Below are 15,213 nucleotides of genomic sequence, written 5' to 3'. Positions count from 1 at the left end.
GTCAACAGATATCAATGGCCCGCCAACAGCGAACTTCCCGTCCGGCTTCATTTTTCAGTAATGCCTGTTTTTTTTCACATCCGTGGGTTGCCAGCGGACATCTGTCGCGAAAAAAACAGCCTTGCGGTAGTGTTCTGTTGCCAGGGAGTTCGGTTTTACGCAGGACCAAATCCTCAGCCAGTGGCGTACCCGTTTTAGGCACCGAATCCAGCAACAGACGGGTGTAAGGATGTGCCGGATGCGAGAGAACCTGCTGCGCATCGCCCAGTTCGACAATTTGCCCAAGATACATCACCGCCACACGATCACTCATATGCCGGACGACCGATACGTTATGCGATATCAGCACAAAAGTCAGATTCCGGCGTGCCTGCAATGCAACCAGCAGATTGAGGATTTGCGCCTGTACCGAAATATCCAGTGCCGACGTCGGCTCATCAAGGACGATTACATCCGGCTCCGATGACAGCGCGCGGGCGATGGCAATACGCTGGCGCTGCCCGCCGGAAAAGGCATGCGGCAGGCGATCGAGATATTCCGGACGAATCCCTACCTGTCGAGCCAAATCCTCGGCCAGGGTGCGGCGCTCGCGTTCAGCGCTACGCTTTTGGATCCATACCGGCTCAGTGATTATTCGCCATACCGGCAAGCGCGGGTCCAGGGATGAAAGCGGGTCCTGAAAGACCATCTGCATACCATTGTTGCCCCCCCTGCAAGAATAGTACCCCTGGCTCGGTTTGATCATCCCCATCAGCAGTTGTGCCAGCGTACTTTTACCGCAACCGGATTCACCAACAATCCCCAGCGTTTCCCCCTGGCGGATTTGTAAATCCAGACCGTTGAGTGCATGCACCCGCTCTGTTACTTTGCCGAGCCAGTTTTTTCGCGCGGGGAAGTTGATATGAACATCCTGCAGGTCCAGTAAAATATCAGACATGTGTCGTCTCCAGTTGTGGGTACCAGCAGGCGGATTGTTGATCCGCACCGCCCTGGCTGCATAAATCAGGTGTTTCTTCACAGCGAGGCCCCGCGGCAAAGCAGCGCTCGCGGAATGCGCATCCGACAGGTAAACAGGTTAAATTCGGTACGGTACCCGGAATCGCGGGGAGCAATGCACGCGGTTCACCGTGCTCAGGCGCACATTTCAGGAGACCAATAGAGTAGGGATGCGTGGGGTGCTGAATAACGGTTTGTGTTGGACCACTTTCAATCACGCTCCCGGCATACATAACGTATAACCGGTCACACAATTGCGAGACGACGGCCATATCATGGCTGATAAACAACACGGCGGTACCGCTGGCCCGTGCTTTAAGCTTCAGTAATCGCAGTACCTGAAGCTGTACTGTGACATCCAGCGCGGTGGTGGGTTCATCGGCAATGATCAGGTCTGGCTCGCAGGAAAACGCGAGCGCAATCATCACGCGCTGACGCATCCCCCCAGAAAGCTCAAACGGGAAGCGGGACATCACTTCCGGGGCATCCGGGATTTGCATTTCTTCCAGTAACGCGATGGCTTTCTGCCGGGCATCCGTGCGGCTCAATGCCTGATGGTGACGGATGACCTCCACCATTTGTTGGCCGATTCGTCGTGTTGGATTCAACGCCGTCATCGGCTCCTGGAAAATCATCGCCACGCGTTGGCCGCGCCACTGGCGCATTTGTTTTTCGCTGGCAGTTAAAACATCTTCACCCAGCAGCGTAACGCGCCCCTGATGGATGCGATAGCTTCCTTCGGGTAACAGACGCATGGCGAGCATGGCCGTGACGGATTTCCCTGAGCCAGACTCACCGACCACGCCGACAATTTCCCCCCGGTTGATATGCAGCGACACATGATTCAGCGCATGCACATCCGTTTTATAACCGGGGAAGCTCAGGTGCAAATTCTCGATCTCCAGGACTGGTTGTGTCATGACTGTTTTCCTCCGGCTTTCGGATCCAGCAGATCGCGAATACCATCACCAAAGAGATTAAAGCCCACGGCGGTAATCAGAATGGCGGCACCAGGAAATGCGCAATACCACCACTGGTCAAGTACGTAGTTTCTACCAATCGCCACCATTGCGCCCCATTCAGCGCTGGGTTGTTGGGCGCCGAGCCCGATAAATCCGAGCGTGGCGGCCATCAGGATCGCACTGCCAATATCCAGTGATGCCTGCACAATCAGCGGGGGAAGTGAATTGCGTAAAATATGCCAACTGATCAGATGCCAGCGTGATGCACCATAGGTTCGCGCGGCCTGTACATAAGTAAACTGACGAACGACCAACGTTTGACCGCGCGCGAGGCGTACATAGAAAGGTATACGTACAATCGCAATCGCCAGCATGGCGTTGAACAGGCTTGGCCCTAATGCGGCGGCCAGTGCCATTGTCAGTACCAGCGAAGGAATGGACAGCATAACATCCATCATACGCATGATGATCGCATCCGCACGTCCGCCCATCACGCCAGACAGGCATCCCAACAGCGAGCCCAGCCCGCCAGCGATACCAACCACCACCAGACCGGCGACAATTGACTGCTGACTTCCGACCAGGACGCGGCTGAACAGATCACGACCCACTTCATCGGTGCCAAACCAGTGGATGGCCGACGGTGGCAACAGGCGTGCGGTCAGATCAATGGCGTTAGGATCGTAAGGGGTGATCCACGGAGAGAGCACCATTAACAATAGCATCAGTACAATAATGACGCCGCCAATCAGCGTCAGCGGACTGCTCTTCATCATCCAGAATAGCTTTGCCCAGTCAACACGGCGGCGGGTCGCTGGTGATGGGGCGGGTGTTTCTTGTGTGAGCATCACTGTGCACCTCCACGTCCGATTCGCGGGTCAATCCACAGGTAAAGGAGATCCACCACCAGGTTGACCAGCACATACGCAAAAGAGACCACCACGGCAAATCCCATGACTGCCGGGAAATCGAGTGCCTGAATGGAGGTCACAACCCAGGCACCCATGCCCGGCCAGGCAAAGACCGTTTCGGTCAGTACTGCACCATAGAGCAGATCGCCCAGGGCCAGACCCAGCACGGTTATCGACGGAATCAACGCATTCGGCAGTGCATAACACAAAATGATGTACCAACCCGGTAAACCACTGGCCCGCGCGGTGCGGATATAATCTTCGCTCAGTTGTTCCAGCATGGCGGAACGAATCTGTCGGGCAACGATCCCTAAGTGCACGAAGGCCAGCGTCAGCGACGGCAGGATCAGGTGCTGCAGCGCATTGAAAAAGACCTCAGCGTTGCCTTCCAGCAGCGCATCAACCAGATAGAAACCGGTGACGTGCGTGGGGGGATCGAGCCAGTCATCAAGCCGTCCGCCGCCGGGTAAAATCTGCAAATGGCCATAAAACAGCACGATAACGCCGAGGCCCAACCAGAATGCCGGGGTCGAAATACCGGTAATAGCCATCAGGCGGACAAGGTGGTCGAGCCAACGGTTGCGCCAGACTGCAGACAGAATACCCAACGGGATACCGATGATCAGCGCCAGCAGCAGAGAGCAGAAGGCCAATTCAAGCGTGGCAGGGAAGAATACGCGCAATTCATCCAGCACCGGCCGGCCGGTGCGAATGGAGGTGCCTAAATCACCCTGAAAAATATCGCTGACGTAACGGAAAAACTGAATATACAGCGGCTGATTCAGTCCCAGCTGTTGGCGAATATTTTCGACAATTTCATCGCTGGCGCGATCGCCGGCCAGCAGCCGTGCGGGGTCGCCCGGGATCAGGTGCGAAATAATAAAAGTGATTACACAGACACCGGCAACCACCAGGATAAGTCCCCAGCATCGCTGGCGTAAAATGCTCCAGAACGTCATTGGCTTCCCCTTGCGGAGCCAGATTGGCTCCGCATTAACGTGGCTTATTTACTCATGGTGGCGATGTTGAAGACCTGTTCCAGCATGGGGTTGAAGACAAAACCTTTGACGTCTTTATTCATCGCCAACTGGTAGTTTTTCTGGAATAAATAGACGTAAGCTGCTTCATCAATGACGATGGTTTGCGCCTGCTGGTAATCATTGGTTCTGGCAACCTGGTCGGTGGTGGCCAGCGCGCTGCGCAGCAACTTATCGACCTCACTGTTTTCATAGAATGAACGGTTGCCCGGCAAGCCTTTCTTGTCCGACTCGAACCAGTAGTTCATGAACATGTACGGGTCAGCAAAGTCCGGGCTCCAGTTACCGATGGCAATGTCATAGTCACCTTTACCGACGCGATCGCGCATGGTGGCATTCGCCAGTTTTTCCAGTTTCACCTTAATGCCTAACTTGCCGAGGCTGGCCTGAGTGGAGAGTGCAATCGGCTCCCAGTTAGGATCGTTATCGGAATACAGGAAGCTCAGGGTTTCGGGTTTGTTGGCAACGTTACCTAATGCTTCTTTTGCTTTCGCTTCATCAAAGCTGTACTGCATGGCCTTGTCATCAAAACCCCACATCCCTTCAGGAATAGGACCACGCATCTGCTTGCCGTTACCGCTCAGGATCCCTTTCACCATCCCCTTATAATCCGTGGCCCATGAGATGGCGCGGCGCAAATCCACCTGATTGAGCGGCGCCTTGCTGTTGTTCAGGTATAAATAGGTCACCCGCAAGGATGGGTAATCCGCCACGTTGACTTTACCTTCCTGTTTGAGGGCAGCAAGCTGGTCGACAGGGAGTGCATCGGCGATATCAATATCGCCACGAGACAGTTGCAAACGACGGGAAGCGCTTTCCCCGATGATTTTGACCGAAACGCGTTTAAACGTGGGTTTAGGACCGGAATAATGTGGGTTGGGTACCAGCACCAGTTGTTGTCCTTTTTGCCAGCTCTTCAACATAAAGGGACCAGACCCAGCCGTATTTTGTGCCAGGAATCCACGAGCATCATCCGCGGCATGCTCTTTTAAGATCGCCGGGTTGATAATTGAGGCACCGTCATTGGCCAGCGTATATAAGAACGGCGCGAATGGTTGGCTAAGGGTAAATTTCACCGTGTTGTTGTCGATGGCATCAATTTTCAGATCTTTCGGAAATGCCTCAGCCGGCCCTTGACCGATCTTGAGCAGGCGCTCAAAAGATTGTTTTACTGCATCAGCGGTCACTGGCGTGCCGTCGGCGAATTTAGCATCGCTTTTCAGGGTAAAGGTCCATTCTTTTTGGTCATCAGACGCTTTCCAGCCGCTGGCCAAATCACCTTCAACTTCCGTGGAGCCTTTGCCGCCCTCAGTTTTGTACTGAACCAAACGCTGATATGAGGGATAAGTCACCGTCCAGTCGTTGTTATCGATTGTTACAGCAGGGTCGAGCGTTTGTGGATCGGCGGCTTTACCGATAACCAGCATGTCTTTAGGGACGGCAGCCTGCGCGGCAGGCAAGGCGACCGCCAGCGCAACGGCTAACAGAGCGGGGCGAAAAAACGAGGTTAACGCAGGTGTAGTCTTCATAACCAGGCTCCAGAATTAAAGGGGATGTTGTGTTGTTATAGACGTGACAGTGTAACAAGCTATTTGATCGTCAAGCAGCGGGTAACGCGCGGCATTTGGCAGTTCGAAATGCCACCACTCGCTGTTGATGCCGACAAAACCGCCGCCGAACATGATGGCATTGAGCAGCAGTCGATTACGCTGCGCAGCCGGAGGAACTGAAGGGTGCCAGGCATGGGAACGGTCATGCATTTCATCAAAACCGGCCCCCATATCGAGCACATTACCGCGAGTGTCCATCAGCGTGACGTCAATGGCCGTACCCCGGCTGTGATTCGAACCGATCGCCACATCCACCACATACTGCGGATCCGGACAGGCATTCCACAGTATCGCCTGCGCCTGCTGTGGGCGGTACGCGTCATATACCACCAATGACAAACCCGCCAGCTGCGCGATGCTGATGCTTTTGGCCAGCGCAGTGACGGCCTCGGAATGCAGCAGACAGCGCGCTTCCTGGTAGATAGGCGCGCCGGTAATGTTATCGGCTGTAGCGTATTTCAGATCGATATGCAGTGACGGGAATATCACCGACAAATCGACCAGTTGTGGGGTATCTGACATAGCACGTTTCCTGTTTATTGTTCGAATTGACCAAATTGTTGTTGTAACTGGCGATTGGTTTGCAGGCGTCCCGCGAGGGAGTCGCCCAGTTGCGCGACCACCCCGGAGAGTAATAAGTTGAACAGGCAACTCACCGGAGCAAGCGAATCCCAGAAGTGCCCGGTGTCCGTTTTCACCTGAAGTAAATCAATGGCATAGTCTCTGGCCCAGGGGCACCATACATCCGTGATTAACGCGAGAGGAATGCCACGCTCACTGGCAATGCGGCAATATTGTCGGGATGTTGCCGAGTAAGCGCGCGTATCGGTGATCACGACATAAGGTTGATTAAATCCCGAGTTCAGCGACTCAACCCAGCTACCGGAAAGTCCTTCGGAGTAACTCACTTTCGGTCGCAGATATTCCAGATGGCTAAAAAAGGCGTTGGCGATCCCGCGGGTGGACTGGATCCCAAGAATATAAACAGCTTCGGCCTGCGCTAATTGCTGCGCAATACGTAAAAATGTTTCGCTTTGTGCCAGTTGATAGACGTGGGTGATAGCGTCAATTTCCAGCAGCAGCGATTGTTGTGCGCGGTCAGGTAGATTTTGCTGCTGGTGCCAGGAGTCCAGGCGCTCGTTCATTCCCCAGGGCTGATAGGGAATAGCGGGTATTTCACGCAGGCTGGCTTTCGCATCTTCCAGGTTACGAAACCCGAGTTTACGCAGGTAACGCCCGACGGTAATGCCACTGGTTCCTGCTGCTTTTGCGATGCCGTCTGCCGTTTCAAAAGGGATCTGTGCAGCGTGCGCTAACAACCAACCGGCAACGCGCTTTTCGCTGGGCGTTAGCTGGCTAAAGGTCTGTTCTATGCGGGCAAATAACTCAGGTTTTGATGTCATTACCATCTCGCTGTTAGTTGTTTGTCAGATACCGCTTCACTGTTACCAGATTAACAATGCAGGACGCGTGCCAGGTCAGCGACAGCGCTGCGTCGGGGCTCTTTGTTAAAAAGCATCAATTTTCATTAACTAATGATCAACATTTGTGCAGCGTAGTTCAGTTTTGGTGCAACGGTAGGGTAAGTGAGGGATGAATCTGCTGATTTCGTCGTAACGATCACATTGTGTGCAACATTTCTTATCAGACATCAGAATCAGTAATGTGAAATATAAATTTCAGCCATATCGATGACCGTAATCTTTATTCTTCTGACGGTGGGAGTATTATTTTTTGCGAACTACATTAACGGTTTAAAGCGCAAGTGTAGATATTATCTGGATTATAAATGGAGTACTACAATGAATAAATTCTCCCTTTCTACAGCAGGCATCCTGGTCGCAGCGCTGTTAACCAGTGTAAGCGTCAATGCAGCAACTGATAACGCTAAAACTGAAGTCACTCCGAAAGGCATGAGCTGCCAGGAGTTTATTGATTTGAACCCGCAAACTATGGCTCCGGTTGCTTTCTGGGTGCTGAATGAAGACGAAGACTTCAAAGGCGGTGACTTCGTAGACTATAACGAAACCATCACTACAGCTGTGCCTCTGACCGTTGAACTTTGCAAAAAACATCCGCAAAGTGAATTAAGCAAAATAAAAGAAGAAATCAAAAAAGAATTATCCAAATAAGATTAAGCATGTATTAAAACCCAGCCAAAGTGCTGGGTTTTGCTATTTGTGACAATGTCACTTATTTGTTTTGTAATACTTAAGAAAACTTTATAAAGATATAAACTCCTGTGCCGATACTGGGTAAAAGTTAGCCTTTTGCAGAAGGAGTTTGTATGGCCTGGTATCCTACTCGTATTTCAACGCGGTTAACCATTGGCGGCATCCTGCTGCTTGCGGTGACCACCCTTGTTATTGTTGCAATTATGCTCTGGCGTGGTCAGCCACGCGTCGTTGAAATCAATACCGCCCTGATAGAAGAAACAGGGCAAGGTTTAACCCGTCAACTGAGTACTGTGCTCTCTCGTATCGAGGGCGAAACCGTCAGTCTGTCACGACTGGCCGAAGTACTGCCTAATGATGAATCTTTGTATCAGAACGTGGTTCCACACCTGATTGGCGAAGACAGCCACTCAATTATTACCGGCGGCGGGATCTGGCCAGAGCCAAACGCGTTCACCCCGGGAGTAGAGAAACGTAGCTTTTTCTGGGCGCGTAATGCTGAGGGTAAGCTTGATTTTTCGAATGATTATAATGCCGAAGGATCCGCCGGTTATCACAATGAAAGTTGGTATCAGCATGCTAAAGGTCACTCACAGAACAGTTGCCTGTGGTCTGATGTTTACCAGGATGCCAGTTCCGGCGTGAACATGGTGACCTGCAGTATTCCGTATCAATTAGCCGGCAAGTTTGCCGGTGTGGCCACCACCGATATTCGTCTGGATAACGTTGCAACCTTTATGCAGCAGCAGGGCAACAGTACCGGTGGCTACGCATTTGTGGTTGATAAACAGGGTCAGATCCTCTATTTCCCCCAGGCCGATCAGACAAAATACAAAACCTTTAGCGATCTGGCGCAAAGCGCACACTGGCTGGCCCCGGTGGAAGCCGGGCTGAAATCGCTTCGCGCGACTGATGGCGTAAAAACCATCACGCTGGAAAGCGACAACGTACTGAATGCCCCGTCACGCGTCATGTTGTTCCCGATGGCGGATACTGGCTGGGTCGTAGGGCTGGTGACACCGGAAACGCGCATCGTTGGTCTCGCTAAAGTCATGATGCAGGATGTGCTGGAAGTGCTGATCCCGATTATGACCGTGTTGCTTGTCGGATCATGGCTGGTGGTGCGTCGCTTGATCTCTCGTCTCGATGATACTCGTCGCGCGCTCGATGATATCGCACAGGGTGAAGGCGATCTTACCCGACGTCTGGATGTTCGAGGTAAAGATGAGATTTCAGATATCGCGGAAGCCTTTAACCTGTTCGTCGATAAAATATCCGCCATTCTGATCACCGTCAGAAGCAGTAGCGTAGTGGTAGCCAATAACGCCGTCAGTCTGGCCGACAGTAACATGGAGCTGTCTTCACGGGTTACTCAGCAGGCGGCCGCGCTGGAAGAGAGTTCGGCGGCGATGGAACAGTTAAATGCGACCGTTCATCAAAATGCGAGCAACACGCAACTGGCAGATGAACTTTCCGACAACACTGCGCAAACGGCGAATCGCTGTGGCGACGTGATGCAGGGTGTGATTTCGACAATGGATAACGTCAGTGCCTCGTCTGGCAGAATGGTGGAAATTGTCGCCGTCATCGACAGCATTGCATTCCAGACCAATATTCTGGCGCTGAATGCCGCCGTTGAAGCCGCCAGAGCGGGGGATGCAGGCAGAGGATTTGCGGTTGTCGCATCTGAAGTTCGTACCCTGGCACAGCGCAGTGCCACTGCTGCCCAGGAAATCAAAGCGTTGATTGATGAGTCCGTTTCACATGTTGGCAGCAGCAGCCAGCAAATCCACAATGCAGGTGAGCGCCTGGAAGAGCTGGTCAACAACGTGCGGCAGGTTAGCCAACTGATGGGGGAAATCCGTGTCGCGGGTGACGAGCAGCGTAAGGGCGTTTCCGAAGTCACACTCGCCGTTACCGAAATGGACAGCACCGTGCAGCAAAACGCATCGTTGATTGATGATGCCGCCACACGAACCCAGGTGCTGAAAGAAGAGGCGGAACAATTAGCGTTACTGGTTTCCTCATTCAAATTGCCGGAGCCTTCAGCGGCCTGACCCCACGTAAAGTATCCGGGTGCATCGTCTGCGCCCGGATAACACCAGGCTACACTTAACGTGGTTAACACGTCAGGAGCCAGAGTATGGCTGAGTTTGTCGTAGCGATGCTGGTGCACACCCCGGTGTGGGTATATGTCTTGTTGGTCTTCCTGTTATTTCGGGGGATTAAAGCCAGGATACCCGCAACCGTTACGCTGGAAAAGCTGGCACTGATCCCGGCTCTCTTTCTTTTCTGGGATGTTTACGATCTGGTCACTTACCGCGATCAGTCCATCAGCACGTATCTACAGTGGATGGTTGGTATTATTAGCGGCGTGATTGTGGGCTATATGTTGATAAACCCCGGCCGTCTGGCACGCAGTACCGCGCCACGCAGCATTCATCGCCCGGCAGATTACTCTGCATTACCGTTCATGATGTTGGCCTTTGGCATCAAATATGTACAAGGTGTATTGAATGCTATCGCTCCCGATATTTTACGCCAGCCGGTAATGAGCGCGTTGGCAATCATTACCGGTGGCGTGTTTGCCGGTGTATTTATCGGGAAATTTATCCGTTACGTCAGCGTTTATCTCCGGTCACCAGCTCCCGGCAACACTTAGCGCCCCCAACGATCACGAATATAGGTCACGGCTTCCTGGGTTTGCGGTTGGTTAAGATAGTTCTCCCGAAACAAGATAGTGCCATTAATATTCGGTTCGGACTCGTTCAGATCGAGTTGCTTTTTCAACTCCGGCACACCGCCTTGTACCGTCCAGTCCGGTTCTTTTCGTGACGGCTCACCTACTTTATACAGCGCAACGCCAATATACAGGCGGGTATTGGTGGATTTCACCACGCCAGCCCACCATTTTGCCAGTACATCATAACGCGCCGCATCACGGGCGAAAGGCCAGTACAGTTGTGGTGCGATGTAATCCAACAGACCTAATTGCACCCAGCGCCGGGTATCGGCATACGATTCATCATACGCTGCTGCCCCTCGGGTGTCGGAGCCTGCCGGATCGTGGGAGCGATTACGCCACACGCCTGCGGGGCTAACACCAAACTCCACGTCAGGCTTAATCTTTTTGATGGCCTGTGAAACCTGTTCGATCAGCCGTTGCGTGTTATGACGTCGCCAGTCTGCTTTTGAATCAAAACCCTGACCATACTTTCTGAAAGTCTGGCTGTCGTTTAGCGTCGAACCCGGCGATTCGGTATAGAAGTAGTCGTCAAACTGCACGCCATCCACCGGATAATTCTCAACGACCTCCGCCACGATGCTGGTTATCCAGTCGCGCGCGTCAGGAATACCCGGGTCCAGTACAAAACGTTCACCCGATGTGCGGATCCAGTCGCGATGCAGCACGTAAACGCTGGACGGGGTCTGCGACAGCGTGCTGTTTAATTCTGCGACCGTTGACGGTTTCGTATTGACGGAGACGCGGTAGGGGTTAAACCAGGCATGAACTTTCATCCCGCGTTTGTGCGCCTCGTCGAGCATAAATTGCAACGGATCGTAACCAGGATCCTGGCCGATGGTGCCGGTCAGAGTGTCTGACCAGGGAAGAATTTTGGATTGCCACAGTGCAGTGCCGTCCGGTTTTACCTGGAAAAAGACGGTATTGATCCCAAGACGTTGCAGATTATCCAGCTTATCCGTCAGCGCTTTCTGCTGCTGGCCGATGCGGATGGCGGGTGAACTGATGTTTACAGATGAGATTGGCGGCCAGTCCAGACGGGAAACCGTTGCCAGCCAGATACCACGAACCGGCTCTTTACTCTGTTGCGGAGTAGTGACCGGGGGATGAGGGGTATCCTTCGGTCCTGGCGGTTGTGAAGAGCAACTGCCAAGTAACAGCATACTGCCAACCAGTACAGCAAACCATTTCACATTGGTTAGCGGTAGCGTGTTGCGGGAACGGGCGAGGAGAGTCGCCAGTTTTTTCTGATAATGACCTGAAAAAAAACCGGATGCTGACATCGGATTTTGCTCTTATTTTTTCTTGTTGCGGCTGTTAGCCCAGGGATCAATAGCAGGAGCGGTGGGTTCTGGTGCAACGTCATGCAGAGAATCAAGATACAGTGCTTCAACTTCTGCCCGCGCCCACGGCGTACGACGCAGAAACTTCAAACTGGATTTAACGCTCGGTTCATTTTTAAAACAGTTGATGTTTATCCGTTGGCCAAGTTCAGCCCAACCATAACGATCAACCAGGGCATTGACCTGCATTTCAAGCGTCACACCATGCAAGGGGTCTTTAGAAATATGAGCATTCATATGAAGTCCAGTTCGGTGGTTCCAGATTTTGTCAGTCGCGCGAGCGAAAGGTTACAAGAAAGCAAGGCGACCAGCAATGGTATAAACCGGCATAGCACTGCGAATGAGCACCATGCCAGCAATGTGCGCTCAGTACTCCTTAAAGGCGAGTTCCAGGCGGGCGATCAGCGGTTTAAACAGGTAGCTTAAAAACGTTCGCTCGCCGGTCTTGATGGTAACGCTCGCGGGCATGCCCGCTTTAATCTTGTAATCGCCCAGCAAACGCGCTCCTTCTTCGGAAACTTGCACTTCGGCGAGATAATAGGGCTGTTGCGTTGCTTCATCAATTAAACGATCGGCTGAGATGGTCAGAACTCGGGCTGGTACGGAAGGTAACAGCGCATGGTTCAGGGCAGGAAACAGCACGTCAACGGTTAAACCTGGGGCCAGTTTATCAATGGCGTGCACCGGTATCCTGGCGTCGATTTGCATCGGCTGTCCAGCGGCAACGATATCCATGAGATGCTCACCGGGCTGAATCACACCGCCGACGGTACTGACTTTGACATCCAGAACGACACCGTTGATTGGGGAGCGAATCTCCGTGTTATCCAGTTCATGGCGGGTAGAAACCAGTTCATCCTCCAGCATCGCCACTTCTTTTTGGTTTTCAGTTAGTTCGGACTCAACTTCGCGTAAATACTGATGCCGTACCTGATACGCTTTGATTTTTAATTCGTTTTGCTGGGATTTGAGTTTAGCAATGTTCAAAATATCTTCGGACACACTGCCGGATATTTCGGCCGCCTCGCGCTCCAGCACCAGTAATTGCGCCTTGGGGTAATAGTTTTTTTCACTCAACGCCCGAATCGCGCCCAACTCCCGATTAATCAGGTTGAACTGGTGATCTCGGTACCCTTTTATTTTATTAAGATTATCCGTTTGCCCGACCAGGCCTTCGAGCGTCTCCTGAATCATGGACAATTCATCCTGAATCGTTTTGCGTCGCGTATCGAACAGTTTGGCCTGTAGATTCCTGACTTCTGCCAGCCGTTTATTACCGGAAAACTGCTGCGTCAGCATGGGATTAAATACAATTGCCTCCAGGCCATCTCTTTCTGCTAACAGACGATCTTCAATGCTTTTGGCGGAAATATACTGTGCGTTTAACGCGCTGTAGCGCATGTCGAGTTGCATCTTATCCAGGCGGACAAGCACCTGATTTCGTTTAACCAGGTCACCCTCTTTAATAAAAATATCCGTCACTCTACCGCCGCTCAGATGCTGAATAGTTTTTCGGTTACTGGATACGGTTACCGTACCATCAGCAACGACGCCCGCATCTAAAGGGGCTTGCACTGCCCAAAATAAGAAACCACCCACCCCCAGCACAATGACAACGACACCGCGAACAATAGGGGACCAGATGTTGGTATCCACACCGGTGACGTCCGCGTTATTGGGATTCTTTTTCATCTTCATGCCTCACGCTGCTGTTCATTGGTGGATGAAGAGGGTGTTGCCACTGGTTTCAGCACGTTAGCCTGGCGCAGATGGGCGAAGACCTGATCGCGTGTGCCGAACTCCTGAATAGCACCGTCATTGAGCAGTAAAACTTTATTGACCACACCGAGCAGAGTCGGACGGTGCGATATAATCACGGTAGTTTGTCCCTGTGTTCGCAGCGTGTTGATGGCTTTAATGAGGGCAAACTCCCCGGCATCATCAAGATTGGCATTCGGTTCATCAAGGACGATAAATGCAGGGTTGTTGTAGACAGCACGAGCCAGCCCAATACGCTGGCGCTGCCCACCGGACAACTGGTATCCACCAACGCCGAGCGGTGTATCGTACCCCTGCGGCAGGCGCAGGATCATCTCGTGTACACCCGCCAGAAGTGCGGCCGCCACGATCAGTTCGCTGTCATTTTTCGTAAAACGCGCAATGTTCTGTGCGATAGTGCCGTCAAACAGTTCAACATCCTGTGGCAGATAGCCTATCGAGGGCCCCAGCAGGGCTTTATCCCACTGGCAAATATCTGCACCGTCCAACCTGACTTTTCCTGATAACGTCTTCCAGACACCGACCAGTACTTTCGCCAGTGATGTTTTTCCGGATGCAGAAGGACCGATAATCCCCAGCACTTCACCTTGTTCGAGTTGAAAGGAGATATTACGCAGCAACGGGGCGTGTTGTCCGGGAGCTGTCGCAAACACGCCTTCAACGCTGATGTTACCTTGCGGACGCGGCAGGGTCAGCACGTCTTTCGGGGCTGGATACTCCTTTAGCAGCTCCGATAACTGATGCCACGCGCTACGAAACTGTACAAACTGCTTCCAACTGCCGATGACTTGTTCCACCGGGTTCAGGACGCGTCCAAGTATAATCGAGGCCGCGATCATCAGGCCTGGGGTAATATGCCCACCAATTACCAGCAACGCCCCGGCACCCAGTGCGACAGATTGCAGCAACACGCGAACAAACCGGCTCAGGCTGCTTAACCCCGCCGTTTTATCGGCGATCTGTGTTTGCAATGCCAGCACTTTATTATGCTGTTCCTGCCAGTTTACTTTTAGGGTGGAAAGCATGCCCATCGCCTCGATAGCATCGGAGTTTTGCAGCTGTTTATTCAGCTTGCTGGCATTATTGATGGTTAAGGCATGGGCTTGTTGAATAGGGCGCTTAGTAGAGAACTCTGAAACCAGTGTCAGAATGAATAATAGTGTGATTCCACCCAGAGACAGGTATCCCAACAGGGGATGTACCAGAAAGGCAATAAACAGATAAATCGGCGTCCACGGAATATCCAGCAATGAAAACAAGCTGTTCCCGGAGAGAAACTGGCGGATCTGATCGAGCTCGGCTAAAGATTGTGCCGGGTTGTTATCACCGGTGGACATTTTTCTTCTAAAAGCCGCATTAAAAACTAATTGGCTGAGCTTTATATCCAGCCTATTTCCCAGTCTTACCATGACCTGTGCGCGAGCAGATTCAATCATGGCAATAATAATGTACAAACCGACAATTAATAAGGTGAGCATTAGCAGCGTCGTGGTGTTTTTACTCACCAGTACGCGATCGTAAACCTGCAACATATAGATTGCCGGCGCCAGCATAAGCATATTAATCACACAACTAAAAAACAGCAGCATCAGAAAAGTGGGTTTCGTTCCTTTTAATGCATCATTCAGTTCTGTTGGCGTATGCTGGCGCGACATAGT

14 protein-coding genes are annotated in these 15,213 nt (G+C 52.2%); 3 read left to right on the top strand and 11 right to left on the bottom strand.

Annotated elements, in window-relative coordinates; translation table 11 throughout:
- Window position 1: 1 nt before the first annotated feature.
- From QMN38_RS03505 to QMN38_RS03475, 7 genes are read right to left on the bottom strand one after another with little or no spacing between them, the layout of a single operon-like run.
- The gene (locus QMN38_RS03505; RefSeq protein WP_323604495.1) at window positions 2-937 is read right to left on the bottom strand and encodes an ABC transporter ATP-binding protein; all 936 of its coding nucleotides are present in this window, start codon (window positions 935-937) and stop codon (window positions 2-4) included.
- On the bottom strand, window positions 930-1,916 hold the full coding sequence (locus tag QMN38_RS03500) for an ABC transporter ATP-binding protein (protein ID WP_323604494.1): 987 nt from the start codon (window positions 1,914-1,916) through the stop codon (window positions 930-932). The genes QMN38_RS03505 and QMN38_RS03500 overlap by 8 nt, the downstream gene beginning before the upstream one ends.
- A complete protein-coding gene (gene ddpC, locus QMN38_RS03495) occupies window positions 1,913-2,809 on the bottom strand; it encodes a D,D-dipeptide ABC transporter permease (RefSeq protein WP_271457349.1) in 897 nt (298 codons plus the stop codon). The genes QMN38_RS03500 and ddpC overlap by 4 nt, the downstream gene beginning before the upstream one ends.
- On the bottom strand, window positions 2,806-3,828 hold the full coding sequence (locus tag QMN38_RS03490) for an ABC transporter permease (protein WP_137383060.1): 1,023 nt from the start codon (window positions 3,826-3,828) through the stop codon (window positions 2,806-2,808). Before QMN38_RS03490 ends, ddpC begins: the two co-directional genes overlap by 4 nt.
- A 44-nt stretch (window positions 3,829-3,872) precedes the next feature.
- Entirely contained in the window at window positions 3,873-5,435 is a 1,563-nt protein-coding gene (locus QMN38_RS03485) for an ABC transporter substrate-binding protein (RefSeq protein ID WP_271457350.1), read from the bottom strand.
- A 15-nt stretch (window positions 5,436-5,450) separates the two neighbouring features.
- Window positions 5,451-6,038: a D-alanyl-D-alanine dipeptidase gene (ddpX, locus tag QMN38_RS03480; protein ID WP_271442384.1), complete on the bottom strand. Its 588-nt coding sequence runs from the start codon at window positions 6,036-6,038 to the stop codon at window positions 5,451-5,453.
- 14 nt (window positions 6,039-6,052) lie between these two features.
- Window positions 6,053-6,919, bottom strand: coding sequence for a MurR/RpiR family transcriptional regulator (locus tag QMN38_RS03475; protein WP_323604493.1), 867 nt, complete (start codon window positions 6,917-6,919; stop codon window positions 6,053-6,055).
- 399 nt (window positions 6,920-7,318) lie between these two features.
- Between QMN38_RS03475 and hdeB the strand changes: the two genes are divergently transcribed.
- The 3 genes from hdeB to QMN38_RS03460 all read left to right on the top strand — a co-directional run bounded on the left by hdeB (window position 7,319) and on the right by QMN38_RS03460 (window position 10,352).
- A complete protein-coding gene (gene hdeB, locus QMN38_RS03470) occupies window positions 7,319-7,648 on the top strand; it encodes an acid-activated periplasmic chaperone HdeB (RefSeq protein ID WP_005122660.1) in 330 nt (109 codons plus the stop codon).
- Window positions 7,649-7,803: 155 nt separating this feature from the next.
- Window positions 7,804-9,747 (top strand): methyl-accepting chemotaxis protein, encoded by a 1,944-nt coding sequence (locus QMN38_RS03465; RefSeq protein WP_271442667.1) that lies wholly within the window; start codon window positions 7,804-7,806, stop codon window positions 9,745-9,747.
- An 86-nt stretch (window positions 9,748-9,833) separates the two neighbouring features.
- The gene (locus QMN38_RS03460) at window positions 9,834-10,352 is read left to right on the top strand and encodes a hypothetical protein (RefSeq protein ID WP_271442666.1); all 519 of its coding nucleotides are present in this window, start codon (window positions 9,834-9,836) and stop codon (window positions 10,350-10,352) included.
- Here the strand turns inward: QMN38_RS03460 and QMN38_RS03455 are convergent.
- The 4 genes from QMN38_RS03455 to QMN38_RS03440 form a co-directional block, all read right to left on the bottom strand.
- Window positions 10,349-11,716, bottom strand: a complete 1,368-nt coding sequence (locus tag QMN38_RS03455) for a glycoside hydrolase family 10-like protein (RefSeq protein ID WP_323604492.1) — start codon at window positions 11,714-11,716, stop codon at window positions 10,349-10,351. The two genes, QMN38_RS03460 and QMN38_RS03455, sit on opposite strands and share 4 nt — an antisense overlap.
- A gap of 12 nt (window positions 11,717-11,728) precedes the next feature.
- Complete coding sequence (locus QMN38_RS03450) at window positions 11,729-12,013, bottom strand: VF530 family protein (RefSeq protein ID WP_137383067.1); 285 nt, start codon at window positions 12,011-12,013, stop codon at window positions 11,729-11,731.
- Window positions 12,014-12,142: 129 nt separating this feature from the next.
- Entirely contained in the window at window positions 12,143-13,468 is a 1,326-nt protein-coding gene (locus QMN38_RS03445) for an HlyD family type I secretion periplasmic adaptor subunit (RefSeq protein WP_323604491.1), read from the bottom strand.
- 2 nt (window positions 13,469-13,470) lie between these two features.
- Complete coding sequence (locus tag QMN38_RS03440; RefSeq protein ID WP_323604490.1) at window positions 13,471-15,210, bottom strand: type I secretion system permease/ATPase; 1,740 nt, start codon at window positions 15,208-15,210, stop codon at window positions 13,471-13,473.
- Between the last annotated feature and the right edge of the window lie 3 nt (window positions 15,211-15,213).

Source organism: Citrobacter sp. R-1.5.2 (assembly GCF_035064245.1).
In the GTDB taxonomy this organism is placed as follows: domain Bacteria; phylum Pseudomonadota; class Gammaproteobacteria; order Enterobacterales; family Enterobacteriaceae; genus Citrobacter.
The sequence above is the reverse complement of the archived record's forward strand: the minus strand, read 5'-3'. Positions and strand labels throughout refer to the sequence as shown.

Excerpts from the sequence above, each read along its gene's own strand:
- QMN38_RS03505 (WP_323604495.1), bottom strand. The coding sequence starts at position 937 with ATGTCTGATATTTTACTGGACCTGCAGGATGTTCATATCAACTTCCCC.
- QMN38_RS03500 (WP_323604494.1), bottom strand. The coding sequence starts at position 1,916 with ATGACACAACCAGTCCTGGAGATCGAGAATTTGCACCTGAGCTTCCCC.
- QMN38_RS03490 (WP_137383060.1), bottom strand. The coding sequence starts at position 3,828 with ATGACGTTCTGGAGCATTTTACGCCAGCGATGCTGGGGACTTATCCTG.
- QMN38_RS03485 (WP_271457350.1), bottom strand. The coding sequence starts at position 5,435 with ATGAAGACTACACCTGCGTTAACCTCGTTTTTTCGCCCCGCTCTGTTA.
- ddpX (WP_271442384.1), bottom strand. The coding sequence starts at position 6,038 with ATGTCAGATACCCCACAACTGGTCGATTTGTCGGTGATATTCCCGTCA.
- QMN38_RS03475 (WP_323604493.1), bottom strand. The coding sequence starts at position 6,919 with ATGACATCAAAACCTGAGTTATTTGCCCGCATAGAACAGACCTTTAGC.
- hdeB (WP_005122660.1), top strand. The coding sequence starts at position 7,319 with ATGAATAAATTCTCCCTTTCTACAGCAGGCATCCTGGTCGCAGCGCTG.
- QMN38_RS03465 (WP_271442667.1), top strand. The coding sequence starts at position 7,804 with ATGGCCTGGTATCCTACTCGTATTTCAACGCGGTTAACCATTGGCGGC.
- QMN38_RS03460 (WP_271442666.1), top strand. The coding sequence starts at position 9,834 with ATGGCTGAGTTTGTCGTAGCGATGCTGGTGCACACCCCGGTGTGGGTA.
- QMN38_RS03455 (WP_323604492.1), bottom strand. The coding sequence starts at position 11,716 with ATGTCAGCATCCGGTTTTTTTTCAGGTCATTATCAGAAAAAACTGGCG.
- QMN38_RS03450 (WP_137383067.1), bottom strand. The coding sequence starts at position 12,013 with ATGAATGCTCATATTTCTAAAGACCCCTTGCATGGTGTGACGCTTGAA.
- QMN38_RS03445 (WP_323604491.1), bottom strand. The coding sequence starts at position 13,468 with ATGAAAAAGAATCCCAATAACGCGGACGTCACCGGTGTGGATACCAAC.
- QMN38_RS03440 (WP_323604490.1), bottom strand. The coding sequence starts at position 15,210 with ATGTCGCGCCAGCATACGCCAACAGAACTGAATGATGCATTAAAAGGA.